Raw genomic sequence first — 19107 nt, 5'->3', positions numbered from 1 at the left:
GGGATGGGCGGGCGGCGTTCCGATGAGGGGGTAAGCTTTTGATCTTCAGCAACCTCGAGTCAAACCCGGAACTGATCCATCAAACTCTGCTGCTGATTCGCCAGACTGTTAAGCGACTGACTCACCCGCGCCGATTCATTCGCCTGCCCCGACAGCGATTCCGTCACATCACGGATCGTCGCCACGTTGTTGTTGATCTCTTCGGCCACCGCGCTCTGTTCTTCAGCGGCGCTGGCAATCTGCAGGTTCATGTCGCTGATCACCGTCACCGCATCGCCGATCTGGCGTAGCGCGGTCACGGCCTGGCCGACCTGTTCGACACTGCCCTGAGCCTGACGATGGCTGTTGCCCATCGAACCGACCACGTCCTGCGTGCCACTTTGCAGTTGCTCGATCACCTGACGGGTTTCTTCCACCGATTCCTGGGTGCGGCGGGCGAGGTTGCGTACTTCATCGGCCACCACCGCAAAGCCACGTCCGGCTTCACCGGCGCGAGCGGCTTCGATGGCGGCGTTGAGCGCCAGCAGGTTGGTCTGCTCGGCGATGGCGCGGATGGTTTCCAGCACCGCACCGATTTTCTCGCTGTTGGCGGCCAGGCCTTCGACCTGGATCATCGCCGCGCTCATGTCGGCGGCGAGGTGGTCGATGCTGGCGGTGGTACGGTCGATCACGGTCAGGCCCTGACGGGTAGCGCGATCGGCATCCTTGGCCGCTTCGGCCGCTTGCGCGGCGCTGCGGGCCACGTCCTGGGCGGTGGCGCTCATTTCGTGGGACGCGGTGGCGACCTGATCGACCTGACGGTATTGCTGCTCCATGCCGGCGCTTGTCTGGGTGGCGATGGCCGAGGATTGGTCAGCGGTGTTGCGCGCGTCCTGCACCGAGCGTTTCACTTCGGCGATGATCGGTTGCAGCTTGTCGAGGAAGCGGTTGAACCAACCGGCCAACTGACCGAGTTCGTCTTTCTTGTCATAGGCCAGACGACGGGTCAGGTCGCCTTCGCCGCTGGCGATGTCTTCCAGCATGTGGGCTACGCCGAGGATCGGTTTGGTCACGCTGCGTGCCATCAGCCACACCAGCAGCAGGCCGACCAGCGCGGCGAGTACGCCCAGGCTCAGTTCGATCAGCGTGCCCGAGGTGTTGCTGGCATCCAGTTGTTGCTTGAGCGCTTCGGCGCGACTCACCAGCACTTTCTCCGGCACATCGAGCAGCACGCCCCACGACGGGCCACCGGGAATCGGCTGGAACGGCGACAGCACTTTCAGCTGCGCATTGCTGTGCAGGCTGCTGACGGTGTGGCTCGACGCGAGCAGGCGCAGCAGTTCGGCGCCGCTGGTGGTGTCCACCGCGTCGAGGCGCTGGCTGAGTTTACTGGCGTCCGGGCTGTAACCGGCGAGCAGGCCGGCAGGGCTGATGATGCTTACGGCGGTCTGGCCGTCATAGAGCTTTTTGCTGGCGCCCTGGCTGATTGCTTGCAGGCTGTTGAGGTTGATGTCCACCGACAGCGAGGCGATGACTTTGCCGTTGACCATCAGCGGGAACACGATGCTGGTCATCAGCACCTTTTGCCCGTCGATCACATAAAAGTACGGTTCGATCACGCACGGCTTGAGCGTGGTGCGCGGGCAGGTGAACCAGGCGTTGGCGGCCTGGCCGCTGGGGCCGGTGCTGGTGTCGGCCATGTCGCTTTCCGGCAGTGCCATCGAAGTGACTTTACCCGGGGTCGGCTGCGACCAGTACAGGGCGAAGCGGCCCTTGTCGTTGCTGCCCAGTTCGGCCTGGCCGGCGAACAGTTCGTCCTTGCCATCCAGCGCGTTGGCTTCGAACACCAGCGACAGACCGAGCAACTCCGGGTTGGCTTGCAACGCGGATTTCACCTGACGGGTCATGTCTTCGCGCAGGTCAAAGGCATCGAGGAAACGTTTCTCGGCCTGCTCGCGCAGGAACAGCACCTGACGCGAAAAACCATGGCCATATTGATAGGCGTCCATGAACTGCTGGCGAATGCCCGCCGCTTGAACTTCGCCTTGGGATTCGATGCGAGCCTGGGCCGATTCGGTGAGCATCTCCATGCTGGAGGCTTTGACCAGTTCAGAACTGTGCTCCATGCGATACAGCGAAAGACCCACCAACAGGGTCACGATACCGGCCAGGCAGAGGCCGGCGAGCAGGGTGATTTTCCATTGGATGGAAAGTTGTCTGAGCGACATGGAGACGTCCTTATTCGATAAATATCTGAGACTTTGCACTGTAACGGCCGCGTTTCGACTTTCTTTATGGTGCAAATGCAATATGGCGAATTGACGCACGTTGTGGCGGATATGCCATCTTCAGCAGTTTGATCATGGAAAGTTACACAGTGTCGCGACCGGTCGCTTTGACACTGCGCCCGCTCTGCGGCACAGTGCGCGCCCTTCTAATAAGACCCTCTATGCAAATCCGCTGGCGACCCTCGTGGCTTGCCGGACGGACTCATCCTGTCTGGCGGTGAATGGCTTTACCGTCGTGTTTTTGAGGTAGTGAAATGAATGCAGTGATTGCTGCGGTCGGCGTCATGCTGATCCTCAGCCTGTCCCGTGTGCATGTGGTGATCGCGTTGATCGTCGGTGCACTGGTCGGTGGCCTGACCGGCGGCCTGGGCATCGACGCCACGCTCAAGGCGTTCAACAGTGGTCTGGGCGGCGGTGCGACGGTGGCGTTGTCCTACGCGTTGCTCGGTGCTTTCGCGGTGGCGATTGCCAAGTCCGGCCTGGCCCATGCGCTGGCCGACAAGGCTCTGGCGATGGTCGACCGTCAGCATGCGACCGGGGGCGGCAGCGTCAAATGGCTGCTGATCGGTCTGTTGTGGGTGGTGGCGATTGCTTCGCAGAACATCCTGCCGATCCACATCGCGTTCATTCCGTTGCTGGTGCCGCCGCTTCTCTATGTACTGACCAAGCTGCAACTGGATCGCCGGCTGATCGCCTGCGTCATGACCTTCGGCCTGATCACGCCGTACATGGTGTTTCCGGTCGGCTTCGGCAACATCTTCCTTAACCAGATCCTGCTGGCCAACGTCAGCAAGGCTGGCGTGGACATCAGCCAGGTCAACGTCATGCACGCCATGGCCATCCCGGCGGCTGGCATGGTGTTCGGTCTGTTGATGGCGGTGTTCTTCAGCTATCGCAAGAAGCGTGTCTACGACCTGGAAAAGATCGAGCAAGTGGAGCAGGTCAGCGTCGCCTATAACCCGATGACGATCGGTATCGCCGGTCTGGCCATCGCCGCAGCGTTCATTATTCAGTTGCTGCTGGATTCGATGATTATCGGGGCGCTGGCCGGCTTCCTGATCTTCTCGGCGTCGGGCATCGTCAAGTGGCGCGAGACTGACGGGCTGTTCACCGAAGGCATGAAGATGATGGCGATGATCGGCTTCATCATGATCGCCGCCTCGGGCTTTGCCGAAGTGCTGAAGGCTACCGGCGAGGTGCGCACGCTGGTTGAAAGCGCAGCGGCGCAGATCGATCACAGCCAGGCGATTGGTGCGCTGCTGATGCTGCTGGTGGGGCTGATGGTGACCATCGGTATCGGTTCGTCGTTCTCCACGGTGCCGATTCTGGCGGCAATTTTCGTACCGCTGTGCGTACAGCTCGGCTTCAGCCCGATGGCGATCGTCTGCATCGTCGGCACTGCCGGGGCTCTTGGCGACACCGGCTCGCCAGCCTCGGACTCGACCCTCGGCCCGACCTCCGGCCTGAACATCGATGGCCAGCATCACCACATCTGGGACACCGTGGTGCCGACCTTCCTGCACTACAACCTGCCGTTGCTGGCGGCTGGCTGGGTGGCCGCAATGGTCTTGTAACCTACCGAGCCGGATCGTTACTGCTCCGTGGTAACGATCTGGTTAGACCTCAGCTCAACTTTTGCTTTCGCGTGCCGTTAACGCCTTTAACCACGCCAATAAAACCAAAAGAGTGAGCACCCATGCGCCTGAGTCTCAAGGCTAAAGTCCTGTCCCTTGCCGTCCTCCCGGTCTTGCTCTTTGCGCTGGTGATCAGCCTGACCACCCTGTTCATTCTCCAGGAACAGGCGCACAAGGAAGTCGAACAGACCCGCGAACGCCTGCTCGGTGACGCCAAGGCCACCCTGGCCAGTTATGTCGCCGTGGCCATGACCACTATCAAACCGCTGTACGACGCCGCCGCCCCCGGTGACGCCGAGGCGCGGGCGCAGGTGATCAAACTGTTGTCGAGCATCAAGTACGGCAAGGACGGCTACTTCTTCGGCTACGACTCCGAGACCGTGCGCCTGTTCAAATCCACCGACCCCGAAGGCGTGGGCAAAAGCTTCAAGGACAATCGCGACCCGAACGGCGTCTACGTCAACCGCGACCTGGTAAAAGTGGCGAAGGACGGCACTCACTACCTGCAATACAGCTCGCCGCTGCCGGGTAACGCGCAGGTGCTGGTGCCGAAACTCGGTTACACCGAATACCTGCCGAAGTGGGACATGGCGTTCGGTACGTCGGTCAACCTCGACGGCATCGAAGCGCAAGTGGCGCTGGTTCAGGCCCAGGTGCAGGATCGTATGGAAGGCGTGGTGCTGAGCATCGTCGGCGTGGCGGTGATCGTGTTGCTGGTGATCGCGGTGGCGGGGCTGCTGCTGGCCAATACCATTCTGCGGCCGCTGACCCTGATGAAAGCCAACCTCGATGACATCGCGGCAGGCGAGGGCGACCTGACCCGGCGCCTGACCATCACCAGCCAGGACGAACTCGGTGAACTGGCCGGCTCGTTCAACCGCTTTGTCGACAAGATCCACGGCCTGGTGCGGCAGATCACCGAGATGACTTCGCAACTGACTGGCTTGGTGACCCAAGTGTCGGATCAGGCCCAGCGTTCCGACCAGGCCATGGAGCGTCAGCGCCACGAGACCGATCAGGTCGCCACGGCGATCAACGAAATGTCCGCCGCCGCGCAAGAAGTCGCCAAGAGCGCACAGAGCGCCGCCGTTGCCGCGCAGCAAACCGACGAAGAAGGCCAGACCGCCAAGCGCGTGGTGGCCGGCAGCATCAAGCAGATTCATGCGCTGGTGGACGACATCCGCAGCAGCGGCGTGTCCCTCGATAGCCTGCAACAGGACGTGTCGTCGATTGTCGGCGTGCTCGGGGTGATTCGTTCGATTGCCGAACAGACCAACTTGCTTGCACTCAACGCCGCGATTGAAGCGGCACGGGCCGGCGAGGCCGGGCGCGGGTTTGCAGTGGTGGCGGATGAAGTGCGGGCGCTGGCTTCGCGCACACAGATCAGCACTCAGGAAATCCAGGGGATGATTGATCGCCTGCAGGCGGGTACGCAGTCGGCGGTTGAAGCGATGCGCCGTTCCAGCGAGGCGGGTGATGGGACGTCGGCTCAGGCCAATCAGGCGGGGGCGTCGCTGGATGCCATGGCAAATCTGATCGCAACCATCAACTCGATGAATGCGCAGATTGCCAGTGCCGCTGAAGAGCAGACGGCCGTGGCCGAAGAGATCAACCGCAGTGTGCATCAGATCGCGGTGGCGGTGGATAACGTGGCGGATGAGACACAGTTGGGGGCGCAGACTTCGCGGAGTCTGGCGGATCTGGGGCAGCGGTTGGGTAAGCTGGTTGGGCAGTTCCGTATTTGATATTTGTGTGAATCCTCAAGCGGGCCCTCACCCTAGCCCTCCCGAAACGTCGGACCGCCCGGAGGGAGAGGGGACCGATTGGGGGATATTGGAGAGGTACGCCGACGTGAACGATCGGTGTTGAATCCATAATCGACTCGGTCGTTCAGGTCGGCGTATAGCGTAAGACACCTCGGTCAGTTCCCTCTCCCTCCGGGCGGTCAGACGTTTCGGGAGGGTTAGGGTGAGGGCTGGCTTTTGATCTTCAGGGGCGATCCCAATACGGCACCTCCCCAAAACACTCAACAAAGAAATCAATCACCGTCCGCACCTTCACCGACAACCGCCGACTCCCCGGCCACAACACCGAAATCTGCTGTGGCTCGACACTGTTCGACACCTGATACTCCCTCAACACCGGCACCAGCGTGCCCTCACGCACCGCCTCGCCGATCAGCCATGACGGAAACATCACTAGCCCCAAACCCTGTTCGGCGGCCTGGGTCAGGGTGTCCGCATGGTTGCCGGTGATCGGGCCTTTGACCGAATACGGCGTCCACTCACCCTGATCCTGACGGAAAAACCAGCGCTGCTGGCCGGTCGCGCCCTTGTAGGCCAGACACTGGTGGCGGGCAAGCTCTTCGGGATGCTGCGGCGTGCCGAAACGCTGGAGATACGCCGGGCTGGCCGCGACCTGAAAGCGGTGCGGCGCCAGAATCCGTGCCTGCATGCTCGAGTCGTGCAGCGGGCCGATGCGGAACAACAGGTCGGCGCCTTCCTGTAGCGGATCGATGTAGTGGTCGGTCTGCTGAATGTCCAGTTGCAGCTTCGGATAGCGCTCGCACAAACGGCCCAGCCACGGCGTCAGGTGGCGCTGGCCGAACACCACCGGGGCGTTGATTCGCACCAGACCGGTCGGTTCGCTTTGCTGTTCCTGCAACGCCTGTTCGGCTTCCTCCAGCTGTACCAACACCAGCCGCGCGTGGTGGCCGAGCATGCGCCCGGCTTCGGTTGGCGTGACCGCACGGGTGTGGCGGTAAAGCAATTGCTGGTTCAGCGCCTGTTCCATCAACTGGATCTGCCGGGAAATCGAGGAGGGCGCCACGCCCTCGCGGCGGGCGACTTCGGAAAAACTGCCGTGATCGAGCACTGCCACAAACAGCCTTAGCGCCTTGAATCCCAGTTCGTTGAGCCCGTGCATCATGTGTCCTACTGTGCGAGTTGCGCAAAAGTGTTGTCCGGATGCTCCCATTTATCGCACAGCTGTGCCAGCCGATAATCCGCGCCATCGTTCCTTCAGAGGTTTTTGTAGATGCAGTCGTTTGATGAAGTCAGTGCCGCGCCGGCCCCGGTCGCCCGGTCCGGTTTGCGTTTGTTGCTGTTGCCGCTGGTGATTCTGGCCGGCATGGGTTTGTCGGTGGAGGCCGGGTTGCTCGGGCCGCTGGGTGAGCAGGTCGGGCATTTGTGGGCGACCTTGAGCATCTTCGGGGTTGGGTCGGCGATTCTGTTTTTGCTGTTGTTGTTTGCGGGGCCGCAGAAGGGGCCGGCTCTGACGGATCTGCCGCGCTGGCAGTTGATCGGCGGGTTTCTGGGGCCGATGTATGTGGTGGTGCTGACGCTGGCGACGCCGCATATCGGGATTGCGATGACGATGATTGCGATTTTGTCGGGGCAGGTTGGCAAGAGTGTGCTGATTGACCATTTCGGTTGGTTTGGTGCTACGCGCAAGAAGGTCAACGGCGAGCGTTGGCTGGCATTGGGGTTGATTGTGGCTGCTTTGGTTTTGATTGCGCGGGGGTGATGTGATGAGTCTGGTTATTTTGTTGGCGGTGGTGGTGTTGGCCGGTGCGGTGTTGAGTGTTCAGGCGGCGATCAATGGGCGGTTGGGGGAGACCGTTGGGGTGTTGCGCAGTAGTTTGTTGACGTTTGTGGTGGGGGCAATTTCTACGGGGTTGTTGATTTTGTTTTTTGAGCCTGCGCAGGCGGTGAGTTTGCTGGAGGTGCCTAAGTGGCAGTTGAGTGGGGCGCTGTTTGGGGTGGTTTATATGATGGTGATGGTGGGGGCGGTGCCTCGGGTGGGGACTGCTGTGGCGACGGTGGCGGTGATTGTCGGGCAGTTGGGGATGGGGATGTTGATTGATAATTTTGGGTGGTTGGGGAATCCCGCTATTGAGTTGTCTTCTAGTCGGGTTTTGGCGATGGGATGTTTGGGGTTGGCGTTAGTGTTCATGTATCGCAGCAGCGTGCGTCAGGTTGATTGAGTACATATCCGTTCCTGCGGGGGCGCCCGCTGGCGGTTTCGCCCTTACGGCGAGTCCCTTTTGGCAAACGCCCCAAAAGGAACCAAAAGGTCTGGGCCCCGGCGTTCGGCCCCTCGCTGGGGCTCGGGGTTCCTTCGTTACGGGATTCATCCGGGGGCATCGCCTCCGGTTTGCTTCGCTGCACCTCCTCTCGATGTATGCGGCTTCGCCGCACGGCGCTACGCGCCTACCCCCGGATAAATCCCTTCACTCAGCCTTCCGATGGGGCCGGCACGGCAAAAGCGTTTCTCGAGCTAACGCTCATCGTGGTGAGTGGTGAGTGGTGAGTGGTGGGGGAGTGAGGGGTCTGGTTGTTGGGTTGTTGGGTGCTTTTCACCTTCTACACTGGTAGCACGGCTTGTTCTTTCAGCCTCAGACAACCATCACCAAAGGAGTCTGTTCCATGGCAGATAGAAAATGCGATTGTCCGGGATGTCGTTGCACGATCAAGGAGGGTGAGCATTCTTATGTGGCGCACGGTAAGCATTATTGCTGTGAGGCCTGTGCGCACCACCATAAAAGTGGCGAGGAGTGTTCCGGCAAGGGTTGCCAGTGCGCGCACCCGAAATAACGGGCTGCATGAAAAAGTGGAGCCTAGTCGGGCTCCACTTCCAGTTTCAGGCTGTCGTCGTCCAGGCGTTCGGTGTGGCGGACGATGCCTTGCAGGCGTCGGCCTTCGACTCGGACGTCGACGGTTGTGGCCTGTTCGAGGTCTGCCGGTTGCGGGGCCGGGACGCGCAGGGCGAAGCAGTAGGGGTCGTTTTCGACGGGTTCCAGGCCAACCGGGCAGTCGACGCTTCTGGTGACTCGGCCGGATGCGGTGTCCAGGCTGTAGTCCAGGTGCGCCGGGCTGCTGATGGTCGTCATGTGTGTTCCCCCGAAATAGTCCCCACCTGCGCGCAAGCTTAGCTTGCCGGTCGCCACGTGACGTTTTCCACGCCGAATTTTTCCGCCGCAGGCTTGCTGGTCTTTTGTACCTTTTCCCGGCCGAAGCGCGGGATGCGACCCACCCCGGCGTCGCAACTTGCCCAGTGCCACGCCTCGGTGTTGTCCATTTTGTCCGAGCGGATAATGAACGACTTCGGCGCGCCGTGAAGGGTGTATTCGATGACAAACAGTTTCGCGTTGTTCATAAAGCCCGTCTTCCTCCCTGTGGTAATAGAAGGATCGCTGCGCAGCGGGAAAATTCACTCGGATTGTCCGACGGTATCTATCAATGGCGAGCGAGGGGGCGGACTGGTTACCATGACGCCTTCGCCCACCCCGATGAATGTTCGCCATGGCCCTCGCCGCGCCCCCCGATCTGAGTGATACCGATGTGCCGGTGCAGCCGCTGGCGCGCACGTATCCGCGCGGGTTGTTCATCGAGCCGCATGAGCATGTCTGGGGGCAGTTGCTGTATGCGATGAGCGGTGTGATGTGGGTCGAGACCCCGCACGAGGCGCTGGTGGTGCCGCCGCAGCGGGCGGTGTGGTTGCCGCCGGGGGTGCCTCACGGGATTCGGGTGGTGTCGGACTTGCAGATGCGCAATATCTACCTGCGTCCGGCGCTGGCGGCGACGCTGGATGAAACCGTACAGGTGATCGAGGTCGGTGGCCTGCTGCGCGAGTTGATCGTCGGGCTGGTGGAGCAGGGCGATAACGGCGACGCCGAGTATTACGAGGCGCTGGTCGGGCTGGCGCTGCTGGAGCTGAAACGCGCAAGGCGTTCACAGTTGAAGATTCCGCTGCCGGACGATGCCGACCGGCGGCTGATGAGTCTGTGTCAGGCGGTGATGGCCGCGCCGTCGCTGGAGATTCCTTTCGAGCAACACGCCGACAACGCCGGGGCTAGCGTGCGAACGTTGGCGCGGTTGTTCAAGGAAGGGCTGGGCATGGGGTTTGCCGAGTGGCGGCGTCAGGTGCAGTTGGCGACGGCGGTGGCGGAGTTGATTCAGGGCGTGCCGGTCAGCGCGATTGCCCGTGAGCTGGGTTATTCGCCGAGCAGTTTCAGCGACATGTTCCGTCGTGAGCTGGGTGTGGCGCCTTCGCAGTTCGGTGTCGGGCAGCTTCCAGGCTGATATGGCCGAAATTCAGAAGTCCTTGGCCGGTGCCGGTCGCAGCCTTTCCCTAGACTTTGCCCATTCCCTTTATGTGGCGGAGTGATCCCATGAACTACCTGATTTCCCTGGGCATCGGTCTCGGCGTCGGCCTGTTGTATGGCGCGCTGGATTTCCGTTCCCCGGCACCACCGGCCATCGCGTTGGTCGGCCTGTTGGGCATGCTGGCGGGCGAGCAGTTGTGGCCGATGGGCCGGCAATTGGTCAGTGGCTGGCTGTCCTGAATTTCCCTTTTTCATTCGGTGGATGAACTCATGAAAGCACTGCAATTCGATAAAACCGGCGACTTGTCTTCCCTGCGCTTCGTCGAGGTGCCGACGCCGGTGCCGGGGGCCGACGAGGTATTGGTGCAGATCAAGGCGGCGGGCCTGAACCCCAGTGACGTGAAGAATGTACTCGGGCGTTTCCCTTACACCACGCTGCCGCGTATTCCCGGTCGGGACTTTGCCGGTGTGGTGGTCGAGGGGCCGCAGACGCTGATTGGTCAGGAAGTCTGGGGCACCGGGCGTGAGCTGGGCTTTTTCTCCGACGGTTCCCACGCGCAGTTCGTCAAACTGCCGGCCAATGGCGTGGCGCACAAGCCTTCGCACTTGAGTTTCACCCAGGCCGCGAGCCTCGGTGTGCCTTACACCACGGCGTGGGATGCGCTGGAGCGCAGTCTGGTCAGCGCTGAAACCCGTTTGCTGGTGATCGGCGGCGGGGCGGTGGCGACGGCGGCTCTGGCGTTGGCCAAGGTGCGTGGCGCGCAGTTGCTGGCGGCAGCGCGGCGGCCGGAGCAGGTCAAGGATTTGCAGGATCAAGGTTATCCGACGATTCAACTGGATAAACCCGAGGAGCTCGGCGCTCAGGTCAATGCGGTGTATCGCGGCGGTGCCGACGTGATCTTCGACACCACCGGTTTCTGGCTGCCGGCCTCGGTGGCGGCATTGGCGACATTCGGGCGGATCGCGATCATCGCCGCGCCGGTGGACGGGCATGTGCAACTGCCGGCGCTGGCCCTGTATCGCAAGGGTGGATCCGTGGTCGGCATCAACTCCCTGCTGTACGGCGTTGAGGCTTGTGCGGCGATGCTCGAACAGTTCGGCCGGTTCTTCGACGAAGACTTGCTGCCATTGCCGCAAGGGTTGGTGGAAGCACCGCTGGCCGAAGGGCTGGCGCGTTATGCCGATGTGAATCAGGGCAGTGGCGACAAAGTGATTCTTATCCCCTGACGGTCTCTGTTGAGGGCATCACAAAACCGTGGGAGCGGGTTCGCTCCCACGGTTTTGTGAGTCTCAGGATTGCGGGACGCCGTTCTCCCACGCCGACCAGTTTTTCAGGATGTCCTGCAGCAGCGGATTACCTGTGCGGTAGAGGTTTTCCAGCGCCGGCACAAAACCACCCTGATCGGCGTACTTGAGCAGGTTGTCCACGTCGCTGCCGCCCGGCACCGGGCGGTCGAAGTCGGAGCCGGCGCGCACCACGGCCAGGCGCTGCACGTCCACCAGGCCCTCGCGGCTGGCGCGCAGCAAGGCTTCGTAGGTGGAGTTGTCTTCCTGTTGGGTGGTGCAGTATTCGCCCTTGTTGTCGGTCAACAATTTGGTCCAGACCTCGGCGCGTTCGCTCAGGCGTGTGCCGGAAAACCAGGTGTTGCCTGCCAGTGTGTCGCACCGGGTGACCATTGGTGGTTGATTGGCCGGTGCTGCCGGGTATTTCAGGCGCCACGCGGCCGACTCCTTGCTCTCGCTCAGTTCGACCTTGTGGCTCAGGGCGAAGGCTTTGGCCTGCAGTTTCGGATTGAGTTCGAAGACTTCGGTCTTGTAGTCCAGCGGCGGTTTTTCGTTCGGGCCTTTCGTGTTGATGCCGAGGTAACCGGTCGGCCAACTCGATGGTGCATCACGCGAATCCAGTTCCCACTGGGTGCCGAACTCGACCAGATAATGCGCCCAGGCCGCGGTGCCGATGGTCCCGTGCTTGGGGCTGATGCCGGCAATCCCGGCGATCAGGAAGTAGCTTTTGCGCAGGTCGAACTTCGGCGACAACGCCAGAGCCAGGGTCGAGGCGGCGGCGTTGGTCTGGCCCATGCCGGTGGTCATCAGGCACACCTGTTGCGTGTTGCAGCGGATGGTCGGGTATTCGGCCGACAGGCCCGGCACGCGGATTTCCTGCTTGAGCTCGAGGCGATCGATCCAGTGCTGCGCCTCCGGGGCGAACATGGTGATCAGCACGACTTTCGGTTGAATCGGCGCCTCGGCCGCCCAAGCGGTGGAAGAGAGCAGGGCGGCGGTGGCCAGTGATACTCGCGTCATTGCTTTCATGATTGCTCCTGGATTCAGAACTGATAACCGATGCCGGCGTAATAACCCCAGCCATTGGATCGCGCACGGAAGTTGCCGTCGCCAAAATTCAGCTCGCTGCCGTCCTCCCAGTTGCCGCCGTTGTGGAAATAACGGCCGACCAGGGTGAAGCGCAGGTGCGTGAACGAGTACAGCAATACGTTGGTTGCCACCGTGGCATTGGCGGTGCGCGCCGGGTTGTCCTTGTGGATGTCCGAGCCGAAATCGAAGTTGGTGAAGCCGATATAAGTGAGCGAGGCACCGTTGCTGAATTTGTCGATCGGCACGATGTACTTGAGCTGCGCGCGGTAGCCGTCCCACGAATATTCGTTGCTGGCGCCGTAGTTTTCCCACTGGTAACGCCCGTAAAGGTTGGCCGACAGGTTGACCCGCGAGTGGGTGTCTATGTCGGTACCCAAACCGCTGTACAGCGTATTGGCGCGGTTTTCCTTGCGGCTGCCGTGGTCGTAGATCCAGTCGAACGCCACGTACCATTCCTTGAACGGCCCGATGGCCAGGCTGCGTCCGGCGAGATAGTCGATGGAGATGCGCGGTTCGTGCTCCATGAACACCGGCGAGCCGTGATCCCACACGCCTTTGTCATGGCTGTTGCCGATGTTGAAAATCTTCGGAATGTCGACGTAGCCGTACAGCTCGAACGGGCCCTTGCGCCCGAAGTATTCGTATTCCAGGTAAATATCGTCAGCCGGTTGCGGGCCGAAGCTGATGTCCTTGCTGCCGATCAGCATCAGGTCCTGGTTGTACCAGTCCGACAGGTACGCGCCTTTTTTCGGTGGGCTGGCTTCGGGGCTGAGGGCTTCGCCCTGAGCGGATTCTTCGGGCAGGGCAGGTTGCGCCAGCGCTGAGTGACTGAGAACTCCGGTAACGCCGGCCAGTAGCAGGGAAACAGCAAAAGTGTGTGCGCCCCACGGGCGTCGGCGGGAAAAAGCGTGCATTCAAAGTCCTTTTTGCGGATCAAGGCCAGTAGCGGCGGGCCTGTACGGGGTTGTTACGAAAGTGGCGGTATTGACGCTTCGCAAACGTTTGCACAAGCCGTACCAATTATCGAAATGGCGAATGAAAACTGTTGAAATGGCCTGATTGTGCGGACGACGTATCACACGGATTCGGCTTCTCTCCCGCAACGCCTTGGCGAGCTAGTTCCGGGCATTCAATGTGTGTAGAAATTTATACACATCGCCTGAAACCCGCGATTCAGAAACGTCTGCCACCCACGAAAAAAACCATTTGCGCCTGCTCAATTCGAGGGCATTGATTAACGCGTGGCGGATCTGAAGCGCTTGTCTGATGGCCGTTATGTGCTTGATAAGTGTGTCGAATCTGCATACCTTCGCACGCCCCGAAGGAAGTAATTGACCACTTACAGGAGTTGCCCGTGCAAGCAGGGTTTAGTGTTGGCCTCGTATCACGTATTTCCCCACTTTCTCTTGCTGTTCACCTGAGCGTCGTCGGACTTCTGTTCGGCGGGATCAACGCACCGGCGTATGCCAGTTGTTCCACCGTCGGCTCGACCGTGACGTGCTCCGGTGTGCCGACTGTGCCACTGCTTCTCAACACCTACGCCAGTGCTGCCAACAATCTGACGGTGAATGTCGATGCTGGCGCAGCGATGAATGCCGTTCCGGGAGGCTCCGCGATAGCCCTGACGGGAAGCAACGTCACGCTGAACAATTCTGGCACCATCGACCCGGCCTACACCGGCCCCATGTCGCAACTGAGCGGTGCTCTGTTGCTGGGTGCGAGTGGCGCGCCAGGCGTTATTAACGTGCTCAACAATGCCGGCGGTATCCTCCGTGGCACCGGCATGGTGCAGGGGGCGAACCTTACTGATCTCGGTGGCCTGGCGATCAATGTTGTCAACCCGGCAGGTGGGACCACCCGCATCGTCAACAATGGCACGATTACCTCAACCGGAATCCAGCCCGGCATTCCTCTGGCCGATACTCCCGTGGTTGCGGTACAGGGTGGTTCCCAGGTGAACATGGTCAACGGCGCCACAGGCCAGATCACTGGGCGGGTGGCATTCGAGTCGTCGGCGGGGGGCAACGCATTCACCAACGCCGGCAGCATCAATGGCAGTGTTTCGCTGGGTGCGAACAGTCACAACACCTTCACTGCCGTGACCGGCTCCAGCGTTGGAGTCGGTGATGGCGTGCAGAGTGGTGCCGGGCTCGGCGGCCTGGCAGGCGTCAACCTGACCTTTGCCCCCACCGGGCAGATCGACGGCGGCGCAGGTGGCACCAACAACCTGATTCTGCAGAACACGGCCGGAGTCGGCGGCGGCACCAGCGGTGTCGGCACGGCATCGAGCGCCACCTACGTCAACTTCGACAACCTGACCGTCAACAGCGGCAACTGGACCTTGGAGGGGGCATTGGTCAGCGGCAGCACTACCCTCAATGGCGGAGTTGCCCGGTTCAATGACAACGCCACGTTCGGCAACGGTGTCCTGACTTCCAACGGCGGTACTATCGAGGCCGGCAATGCCGGGTTGACACTGACCAACGAGATCAGCCTCGGGGCCGACGGCCTGACCGTGCAGGGCAGCAACGACATAACCTTGAACGGGATGATATCCGGCAGCGGTGGTCTGACCAAGAACGGCGTTGGCAATCTGACGCTTGGGGCTCTCTACAGCATCTTCAAAGGTGCGTTGAACGTCGTTTCCGGCAACGTCTACGCTAATAGCGGCGCGACCATTGGAAGACCCACCGTCAACCTCAGTGCCGGCACCAATCTCTATGTTGACGGCTCCCTCTCTGTCAGCGGGCTGAATGGCGGCGGCAACGTGTACTTGTCGGGCTACAGCAGCGTTTACGTGGGCGCGAACGACGTCAGCAGTACCTTCGACGGCGACATCCATGCCGTTGGCTTGGTCAAGAGTGGCACCGGTACCCTGACCCTCACCGGTAACAACGACTTTCATCACGGTCCAAGCATTGTCAATGGCGGTACCTTGAACGTCGGCGGATTGCTGAACAGTTCGGTTGACGTGGAAAGCGGCGCCACCCTGACCGGCAGCGGTTCGATTCCGGAAGTGGTGCACATCTACGACGGTGGCCACCTGGCATTGTCGTCAGGCACCACGATGTCTGTAGCCCGACTGATCCTCGATTCCGACAGTAATGTCGATGTGCGCCTCGCTACACCGTCGACCACGCCGGTGTTGAACATCGGCGGCAACCTGACCCTTGACGGTAACCTCAATGTCAGAGATGCCGGTGGTTTCGGCGTCGGTGTCTATCGCTTGTTCAACTACTCCGGCACGCTGACCGACAATGGCCTGACCGTGACCGACGTACCCCTGGGTTACCGCCTCGGGGACATGGTGGTGCAGGCGCTGAGTAACCAGATCAATCTGGTGGTCGCGGCACCGACCAGCAACCTGCGCTTCTGGGACGGCAGCCAGACCATCGCCAATGGAGCGGTGGACGGTGGCAGTGGCACGTGGAGCGCCGGCGGCACCAACTGGACCAGTTCCAGCGGCACACTGAATCAGTCCTGGGGCGACGACTTCGGCATCTTTCAGGGCGCGGCCGGCACGGTGTCCGTCAATGGCACTCAACAATTCGCCGGTCTGCAGTTTGTCACCGATGGCTACAACGTGGTGAACGGCACAGCCGGGCAACTGACCGCTGTCAACGGTTTCAGTGGCACTACGGTGATGCGGGTCGACCCGGGGGTGACTGCAACGATTGGCGTGAACATCAACGGCAGTGGCATTCTCAATAAAGTCGACAGCGGTACGCTGGTACTCAACGGCGACAACAGTTATTCCGGTGGAACTCGACTGGATGGCGGCACGCTGGTGGTTGGCAGCAACACGGCGCTGGGCAGCGGCGCACTGGTCGCCAATGCGGACACGCAACTGGAGAGCAACAGGGCCGTGGCGCTGGGCAACGCGATCACTCTCAACAGCAACCTCACAGTGGGCGGCAGTCATGACCTTGCGCTCAACGGCGTTATCAGTGGCACAGGCGGGCTGACCAAGAATGGCGCCTCCGTCCTGACGCTCGCCGGCAATAACAACTTCCTTGGGCCGGTGACGTTGAATGCTGGTGGCCTGCTTCTGGCCTCGAACACGGCGCTGGGTTCCGGCGCCCTGAAAGTGGCGAATGACGCCACGCTGGAAACGACGGGTGGCTTGAATATCAGCAATACGCTGTACCTCACAGGCGACCTGCACCTGCTTGGCAATAACGATCTGACGTTGAGCGGTATGGTCCTTGGCGAGGGGGGCCTGATCAAGGACGGTACAGGCAACCTGACGTTGATCGGCAGTAACAGCTCCTTCCGTGGAACGGTGTTGAATGGCGGGACACTGACTCTGCAAGACTATCGCTCTACGGGCCCAGGGCCTATCGTTGTCAACGGCGCATCGGTTCTCACCGCTATTGATCGGGTCGAGCTTTCCAGCAGGCTGGTGCTCAACGCTGACCTGACGCTCCCCGGCGACGTACCGACATTCCTGCGCGACGTCAGCGGCAGCGGTCGGCTGATCAAAAACGGTTCGTCCCGCCTGAGCATCGATGAGGCCAGAAACTGGACCGGTGGCCTCACGTTGAATGGCGGCTCGCTGAGCGTATCTTCGGGTGCTTTGGGCACTGGCAAGCTGATCGTAGGCGGTGATTCGAGTTTTGAATCGGGTGATCCGATGACTTTTGACAACGACATCGACCTTAATGCCAGCCTGACGGTGAATCCCAGTCACTATCTGACCTACGGTACGATCTTCAACGGAGTGATTGCCGGCACCGGCACGTTGACCAATCTGAGCAAAATTGATCTGAAACTGACGGGCGCCAACACGTTCAGTGGCTTGCTGGATTTCCGGGCCGGCAGCCTGACAACCGTCGGCGACTCGGCACTGGGCAACGGCGCCAGTCTCAACCTTGAGGCGCCTGCGACGCTCAATCTGGGTGGCTCGGCGAATCTGGCCAGACTGACCGGCTCCGGCACTGCATTGATCGGCGCTGGCCACACCTTGAGCATCGGCAGCAACGACGCCAGCAGCGCCTTCAACGGTCGACTCGGCGGAGCCGGTGCGCTGGCCAAACGCGGTACCGGGACTTTCTTGTTGACCGGCGATCAGCCGTTCAACGGCGCGGTCTCGGTGGATCAAGGCATGCTGCAGGTTGGCAGTCGCGCGGCGCGGGGCTCCCTTGGCGGGCAAGTGAGCGTGGCCAATGGCGCCATTTTGAGCGGTAACGGCAGCGTCGGTTCGGTGGTCAACCACGGTGTGCTGGCTTCGGGTGCCGAGGCCGGCACCCTGAGCGTGGCCGGCAACCTGACCAACGCCGCCGATGGCGTGTTGGCCCTGACCGTCAGTTCTCCGACCGCTACACCTCTGGCCGTTGGTGGTACAGCGTCGCTGGGTGGAAGCCTGCAAGTGAACAGCCTGGCGCCGTTCACCGGCAACACGGTGTATTCGCTGATCACTGCCGGCGGTGGAGTGACTGGCACCTTCAGCGCGGCCGATCTGCCGCAGTACACGTTCCTCAATACAGCGCTGGTGTATGACGCCAACGCGGTGAATCTGGTGGTCAGCCGCAACGACACCTCGTTCGCTGACGCTGCGACCACCGGCAACCAGCGCAACACCGCCTCGGCGTTGACGCGCAATGGTCCGGCGGGCGCGGCGTTGCAGAACGAGATCGCCAACCTCAACGTGGCCGGTGCACGGCAGGCCTTCGACAATCTGTCCGGGGAGATTCATGCCAGCACTGCCAGTGCGGTTCTCGAGGATTCACGTTTCCTGCGTGAAGCGGTCAATGACCGTATGCGCCAGCCGACCTGCAGCGCTGCGGATGATCCACGCCGCACTCTAGCCCCGAGCGATACCCAGTTGAGCAGCAACGGTTGCCACGGTGAAATGGTCGGCTGGGCCCGTGCCATTGGCGCATGGGGCGATATGGGCGGCGACAGCAACACGGCCAGTGTCGATCGTAGCCTCAGCGGTTTCATGCTCGGCACCGACAAGCAATTGGACGAGCAATGGCGCGCCGGGATGGCGGCCGGCTACACCCGCAGCAATCTCAATGCCCATGATCGCAACTCCGATGCCAAGGTCGACAGCTACCATCTGGCGACTTACCTGAATTCGCAGTTCGATGCCCTGGCAGTGCGACTCGGCGCCGCCTACAGCTGGCACCGCCTCGACACCAAACGTGAAGTCAACGTCGGCAGCTACAACGACCGCTTGAAGGCTCGCTACGATGCCCGCAGTGCCCAGGTGTTCGGTGAAGTGGGTTACGCCATCAATGCGGCAGGCGTGGCTATCGAACCGTTTGCCGGTCTGGCCTACGTCAACTACGACAGCGACACCGCCAAGGAAAAAGGTGGGGTGGGGCGCCTGAAGGGCGATGCCGATCAGGACATCACCTACTCGACCCTCGGTGTGCGCATCGGCAAGTTGGTGACCCTGGCCAACGGCAGCCAACTGACCCCGCGTGCGGCGATCGGCTGGCGGCATGCCTACGGCGACACCAAGCCTGACGCCGACCTGACCTTCATCGATGGCGGTGCGTCGTTCAGCACTCAGGGCGTGCCGATTGCCAAGGACAGCGCGCTGCTAGAAGCCGGCGTGGACTTCCAGGTCACCCCGACCGGCAAGCTCGGCATCGGCTATTCGGGCCAGATGTCCAGCGACAGCAACGACAGCGCGATGACCATCAGCTTCAGTCAAAGCTTCTGATCGTGGTCGAAGTACTCTGACCGCCCGAAAGGGCGGTTTTTTTTGGCCTGCAAA

The 19107-nt window shown here is 61.3% G+C and carries 15 protein-coding genes; 9 read left to right on the top strand and 6 right to left on the bottom strand.

Annotated elements, in window-relative coordinates:
* Positions 1–59: 59 nt before the first annotated feature.
* Positions 60–2207 carry a methyl-accepting chemotaxis protein gene (locus JJN09_RS09960; RefSeq protein ID WP_249489967.1) on the bottom strand — a complete coding sequence of 716 codons (2148 nt, stop codon included), beginning with the start codon at positions 2205–2207 and terminating at the stop codon, positions 60–62.
* Positions 2208–2521: 314 nt separating this feature from the next.
* Between JJN09_RS09960 and JJN09_RS09955 the strand changes: the two genes are divergently transcribed.
* Together JJN09_RS09955 and JJN09_RS09950 are read left to right on the top strand one after the other, a co-directional pair.
* Complete coding sequence (locus tag JJN09_RS09955; RefSeq protein WP_249489966.1) at positions 2522–3841, top strand: Na+/H+ antiporter family protein; 1320 nt, start codon at positions 2522–2524, stop codon at positions 3839–3841.
* A 122-nt stretch (positions 3842–3963) separates the two neighbouring features.
* The gene (locus JJN09_RS09950) at positions 3964–5646 is read left to right on the top strand and encodes a methyl-accepting chemotaxis protein (protein ID WP_249489965.1); all 1683 of its coding nucleotides are present in this window, start codon (positions 3964–3966) and stop codon (positions 5644–5646) included.
* A gap of 244 nt (positions 5647–5890) precedes the next feature.
* Here the strand turns inward: JJN09_RS09950 and JJN09_RS09945 are convergent, their stop codons facing one another.
* On the bottom strand, positions 5891–6826 hold the full coding sequence (locus tag JJN09_RS09945; RefSeq protein WP_249489964.1) for a LysR family transcriptional regulator: 936 nt from the start codon (positions 6824–6826) through the stop codon (positions 5891–5893).
* A 111-nt stretch (positions 6827–6937) separates the two neighbouring features.
* On the opposite strand from JJN09_RS09945, the gene JJN09_RS09940 reads away from it, so the two are divergent.
* From JJN09_RS09940 to JJN09_RS09930, 3 genes are all read left to right on the top strand, one after another.
* Positions 6938–7426 carry a DMT family transporter gene (locus JJN09_RS09940; RefSeq protein WP_249489963.1) on the top strand — a complete coding sequence of 163 codons (489 nt, stop codon included), beginning with the start codon at positions 6938–6940 and terminating at the stop codon, positions 7424–7426.
* Positions 7427–7430: 4 nt separating this feature from the next.
* Positions 7431–7886 carry a DMT family transporter gene (locus tag JJN09_RS09935; RefSeq protein ID WP_249489962.1) on the top strand — a complete coding sequence of 152 codons (456 nt, stop codon included), beginning with the start codon at positions 7431–7433 and terminating at the stop codon, positions 7884–7886.
* Between the two features lie 442 nt (positions 7887–8328).
* Complete coding sequence (locus tag JJN09_RS09930) at positions 8329–8496, top strand: metallothionein (protein ID WP_074689145.1); 168 nt, start codon at positions 8329–8331, stop codon at positions 8494–8496.
* A gap of 23 nt (positions 8497–8519) precedes the next feature.
* On the opposite strand, the gene JJN09_RS09925 is transcribed toward JJN09_RS09930, so the two are convergent.
* Positions 8520–8792 (bottom strand): hypothetical protein, encoded by a 273-nt coding sequence (locus tag JJN09_RS09925; protein WP_249489961.1) that lies wholly within the window; start codon positions 8790–8792, stop codon positions 8520–8522.
* A gap of 38 nt (positions 8793–8830) precedes the next feature.
* The gene (locus tag JJN09_RS09920) at positions 8831–9058 is read right to left on the bottom strand and encodes a DUF6555 family protein (RefSeq protein WP_096821993.1); all 228 of its coding nucleotides are present in this window, start codon (positions 9056–9058) and stop codon (positions 8831–8833) included.
* Positions 9059–9204: 146 nt separating this feature from the next.
* On the opposite strand from JJN09_RS09920, the gene JJN09_RS09915 reads away from it, so the two are divergent.
* From JJN09_RS09915 to JJN09_RS09905, 3 genes are all read left to right on the top strand, one after another.
* Complete coding sequence (locus tag JJN09_RS09915; RefSeq protein ID WP_249489960.1) at positions 9205–9984, top strand: helix-turn-helix domain-containing protein; 780 nt, start codon at positions 9205–9207, stop codon at positions 9982–9984.
* Positions 9985–10073: 89 nt separating this feature from the next.
* Positions 10074–10247, top strand: coding sequence for a DUF1427 family protein (locus JJN09_RS09910; protein WP_085733565.1), 174 nt, complete (start codon positions 10074–10076; stop codon positions 10245–10247).
* A gap of 30 nt (positions 10248–10277) precedes the next feature.
* Positions 10278–11234 (top strand): zinc-binding alcohol dehydrogenase family protein, encoded by a 957-nt coding sequence (locus tag JJN09_RS09905; RefSeq protein ID WP_249489959.1) that lies wholly within the window; start codon positions 10278–10280, stop codon positions 11232–11234.
* 63 nt (positions 11235–11297) lie between these two features.
* Here the strand turns inward: JJN09_RS09905 and JJN09_RS09900 are convergent, their stop codons facing one another.
* Together JJN09_RS09900 and JJN09_RS09895 are read right to left on the bottom strand one after the other, a co-directional pair.
* On the bottom strand, positions 11298–12320 hold the full coding sequence (locus tag JJN09_RS09900; protein ID WP_249489958.1) for a purine nucleoside permease: 1023 nt from the start codon (positions 12318–12320) through the stop codon (positions 11298–11300).
* A gap of 14 nt (positions 12321–12334) precedes the next feature.
* Positions 12335–13294 carry a nucleoside-specific channel-forming protein Tsx gene (locus JJN09_RS09895; RefSeq protein ID WP_249489957.1) on the bottom strand — a complete coding sequence of 320 codons (960 nt, stop codon included), beginning with the start codon at positions 13292–13294 and terminating at the stop codon, positions 12335–12337.
* A 440-nt stretch (positions 13295–13734) separates the two neighbouring features.
* Here JJN09_RS09895 and JJN09_RS09890 point away from each other — a divergent pair, with 440 nt between their 5' ends.
* Positions 13735–19053 (top strand): autotransporter domain-containing protein, encoded by a 5319-nt coding sequence (locus JJN09_RS09890; protein WP_249489956.1) that lies wholly within the window; start codon positions 13735–13737, stop codon positions 19051–19053.
* Positions 19054–19107: the final 54 nt, after the last annotated feature.

Origin of the sequence: Pseudomonas sp. HS6, assembly GCF_023375815.1 — a bacterium.
GTDB lineage: Bacteria > Pseudomonadota > Gammaproteobacteria > Pseudomonadales > Pseudomonadaceae > Aquipseudomonas.
This window is presented reverse-complemented; position numbering and strand designations above follow the sequence as displayed.

Excerpts from the sequence above, each read along its gene's own strand:
- JJN09_RS09960 (WP_249489967.1), bottom strand. The coding sequence starts at position 2,207 with ATGTCGCTCAGACAACTTTCCATCCAATGGAAAATCACCCTGCTCGCC.
- JJN09_RS09955 (WP_249489966.1), top strand. The coding sequence starts at position 2,522 with ATGAATGCAGTGATTGCTGCGGTCGGCGTCATGCTGATCCTCAGCCTG.
- JJN09_RS09950 (WP_249489965.1), top strand. The coding sequence starts at position 3,964 with ATGCGCCTGAGTCTCAAGGCTAAAGTCCTGTCCCTTGCCGTCCTCCCG.
- JJN09_RS09945 (WP_249489964.1), bottom strand. The coding sequence starts at position 6,826 with ATGCACGGGCTCAACGAACTGGGATTCAAGGCGCTAAGGCTGTTTGTG.
- JJN09_RS09940 (WP_249489963.1), top strand. The coding sequence starts at position 6,938 with ATGCAGTCGTTTGATGAAGTCAGTGCCGCGCCGGCCCCGGTCGCCCGG.
- JJN09_RS09935 (WP_249489962.1), top strand. The coding sequence starts at position 7,431 with ATGAGTCTGGTTATTTTGTTGGCGGTGGTGGTGTTGGCCGGTGCGGTG.
- JJN09_RS09930 (WP_074689145.1), top strand. The coding sequence starts at position 8,329 with ATGGCAGATAGAAAATGCGATTGTCCGGGATGTCGTTGCACGATCAAG.
- JJN09_RS09925 (WP_249489961.1), bottom strand. The coding sequence starts at position 8,792 with ATGACGACCATCAGCAGCCCGGCGCACCTGGACTACAGCCTGGACACC.
- JJN09_RS09920 (WP_096821993.1), bottom strand. The coding sequence starts at position 9,058 with ATGAACAACGCGAAACTGTTTGTCATCGAATACACCCTTCACGGCGCG.
- JJN09_RS09915 (WP_249489960.1), top strand. The coding sequence starts at position 9,205 with ATGGCCCTCGCCGCGCCCCCCGATCTGAGTGATACCGATGTGCCGGTG.
- JJN09_RS09910 (WP_085733565.1), top strand. The coding sequence starts at position 10,074 with ATGAACTACCTGATTTCCCTGGGCATCGGTCTCGGCGTCGGCCTGTTG.
- JJN09_RS09905 (WP_249489959.1), top strand. The coding sequence starts at position 10,278 with ATGAAAGCACTGCAATTCGATAAAACCGGCGACTTGTCTTCCCTGCGC.
- JJN09_RS09900 (WP_249489958.1), bottom strand. The coding sequence starts at position 12,320 with ATGAAAGCAATGACGCGAGTATCACTGGCCACCGCCGCCCTGCTCTCT.
- JJN09_RS09895 (WP_249489957.1), bottom strand. The coding sequence starts at position 13,294 with ATGCACGCTTTTTCCCGCCGACGCCCGTGGGGCGCACACACTTTTGCT.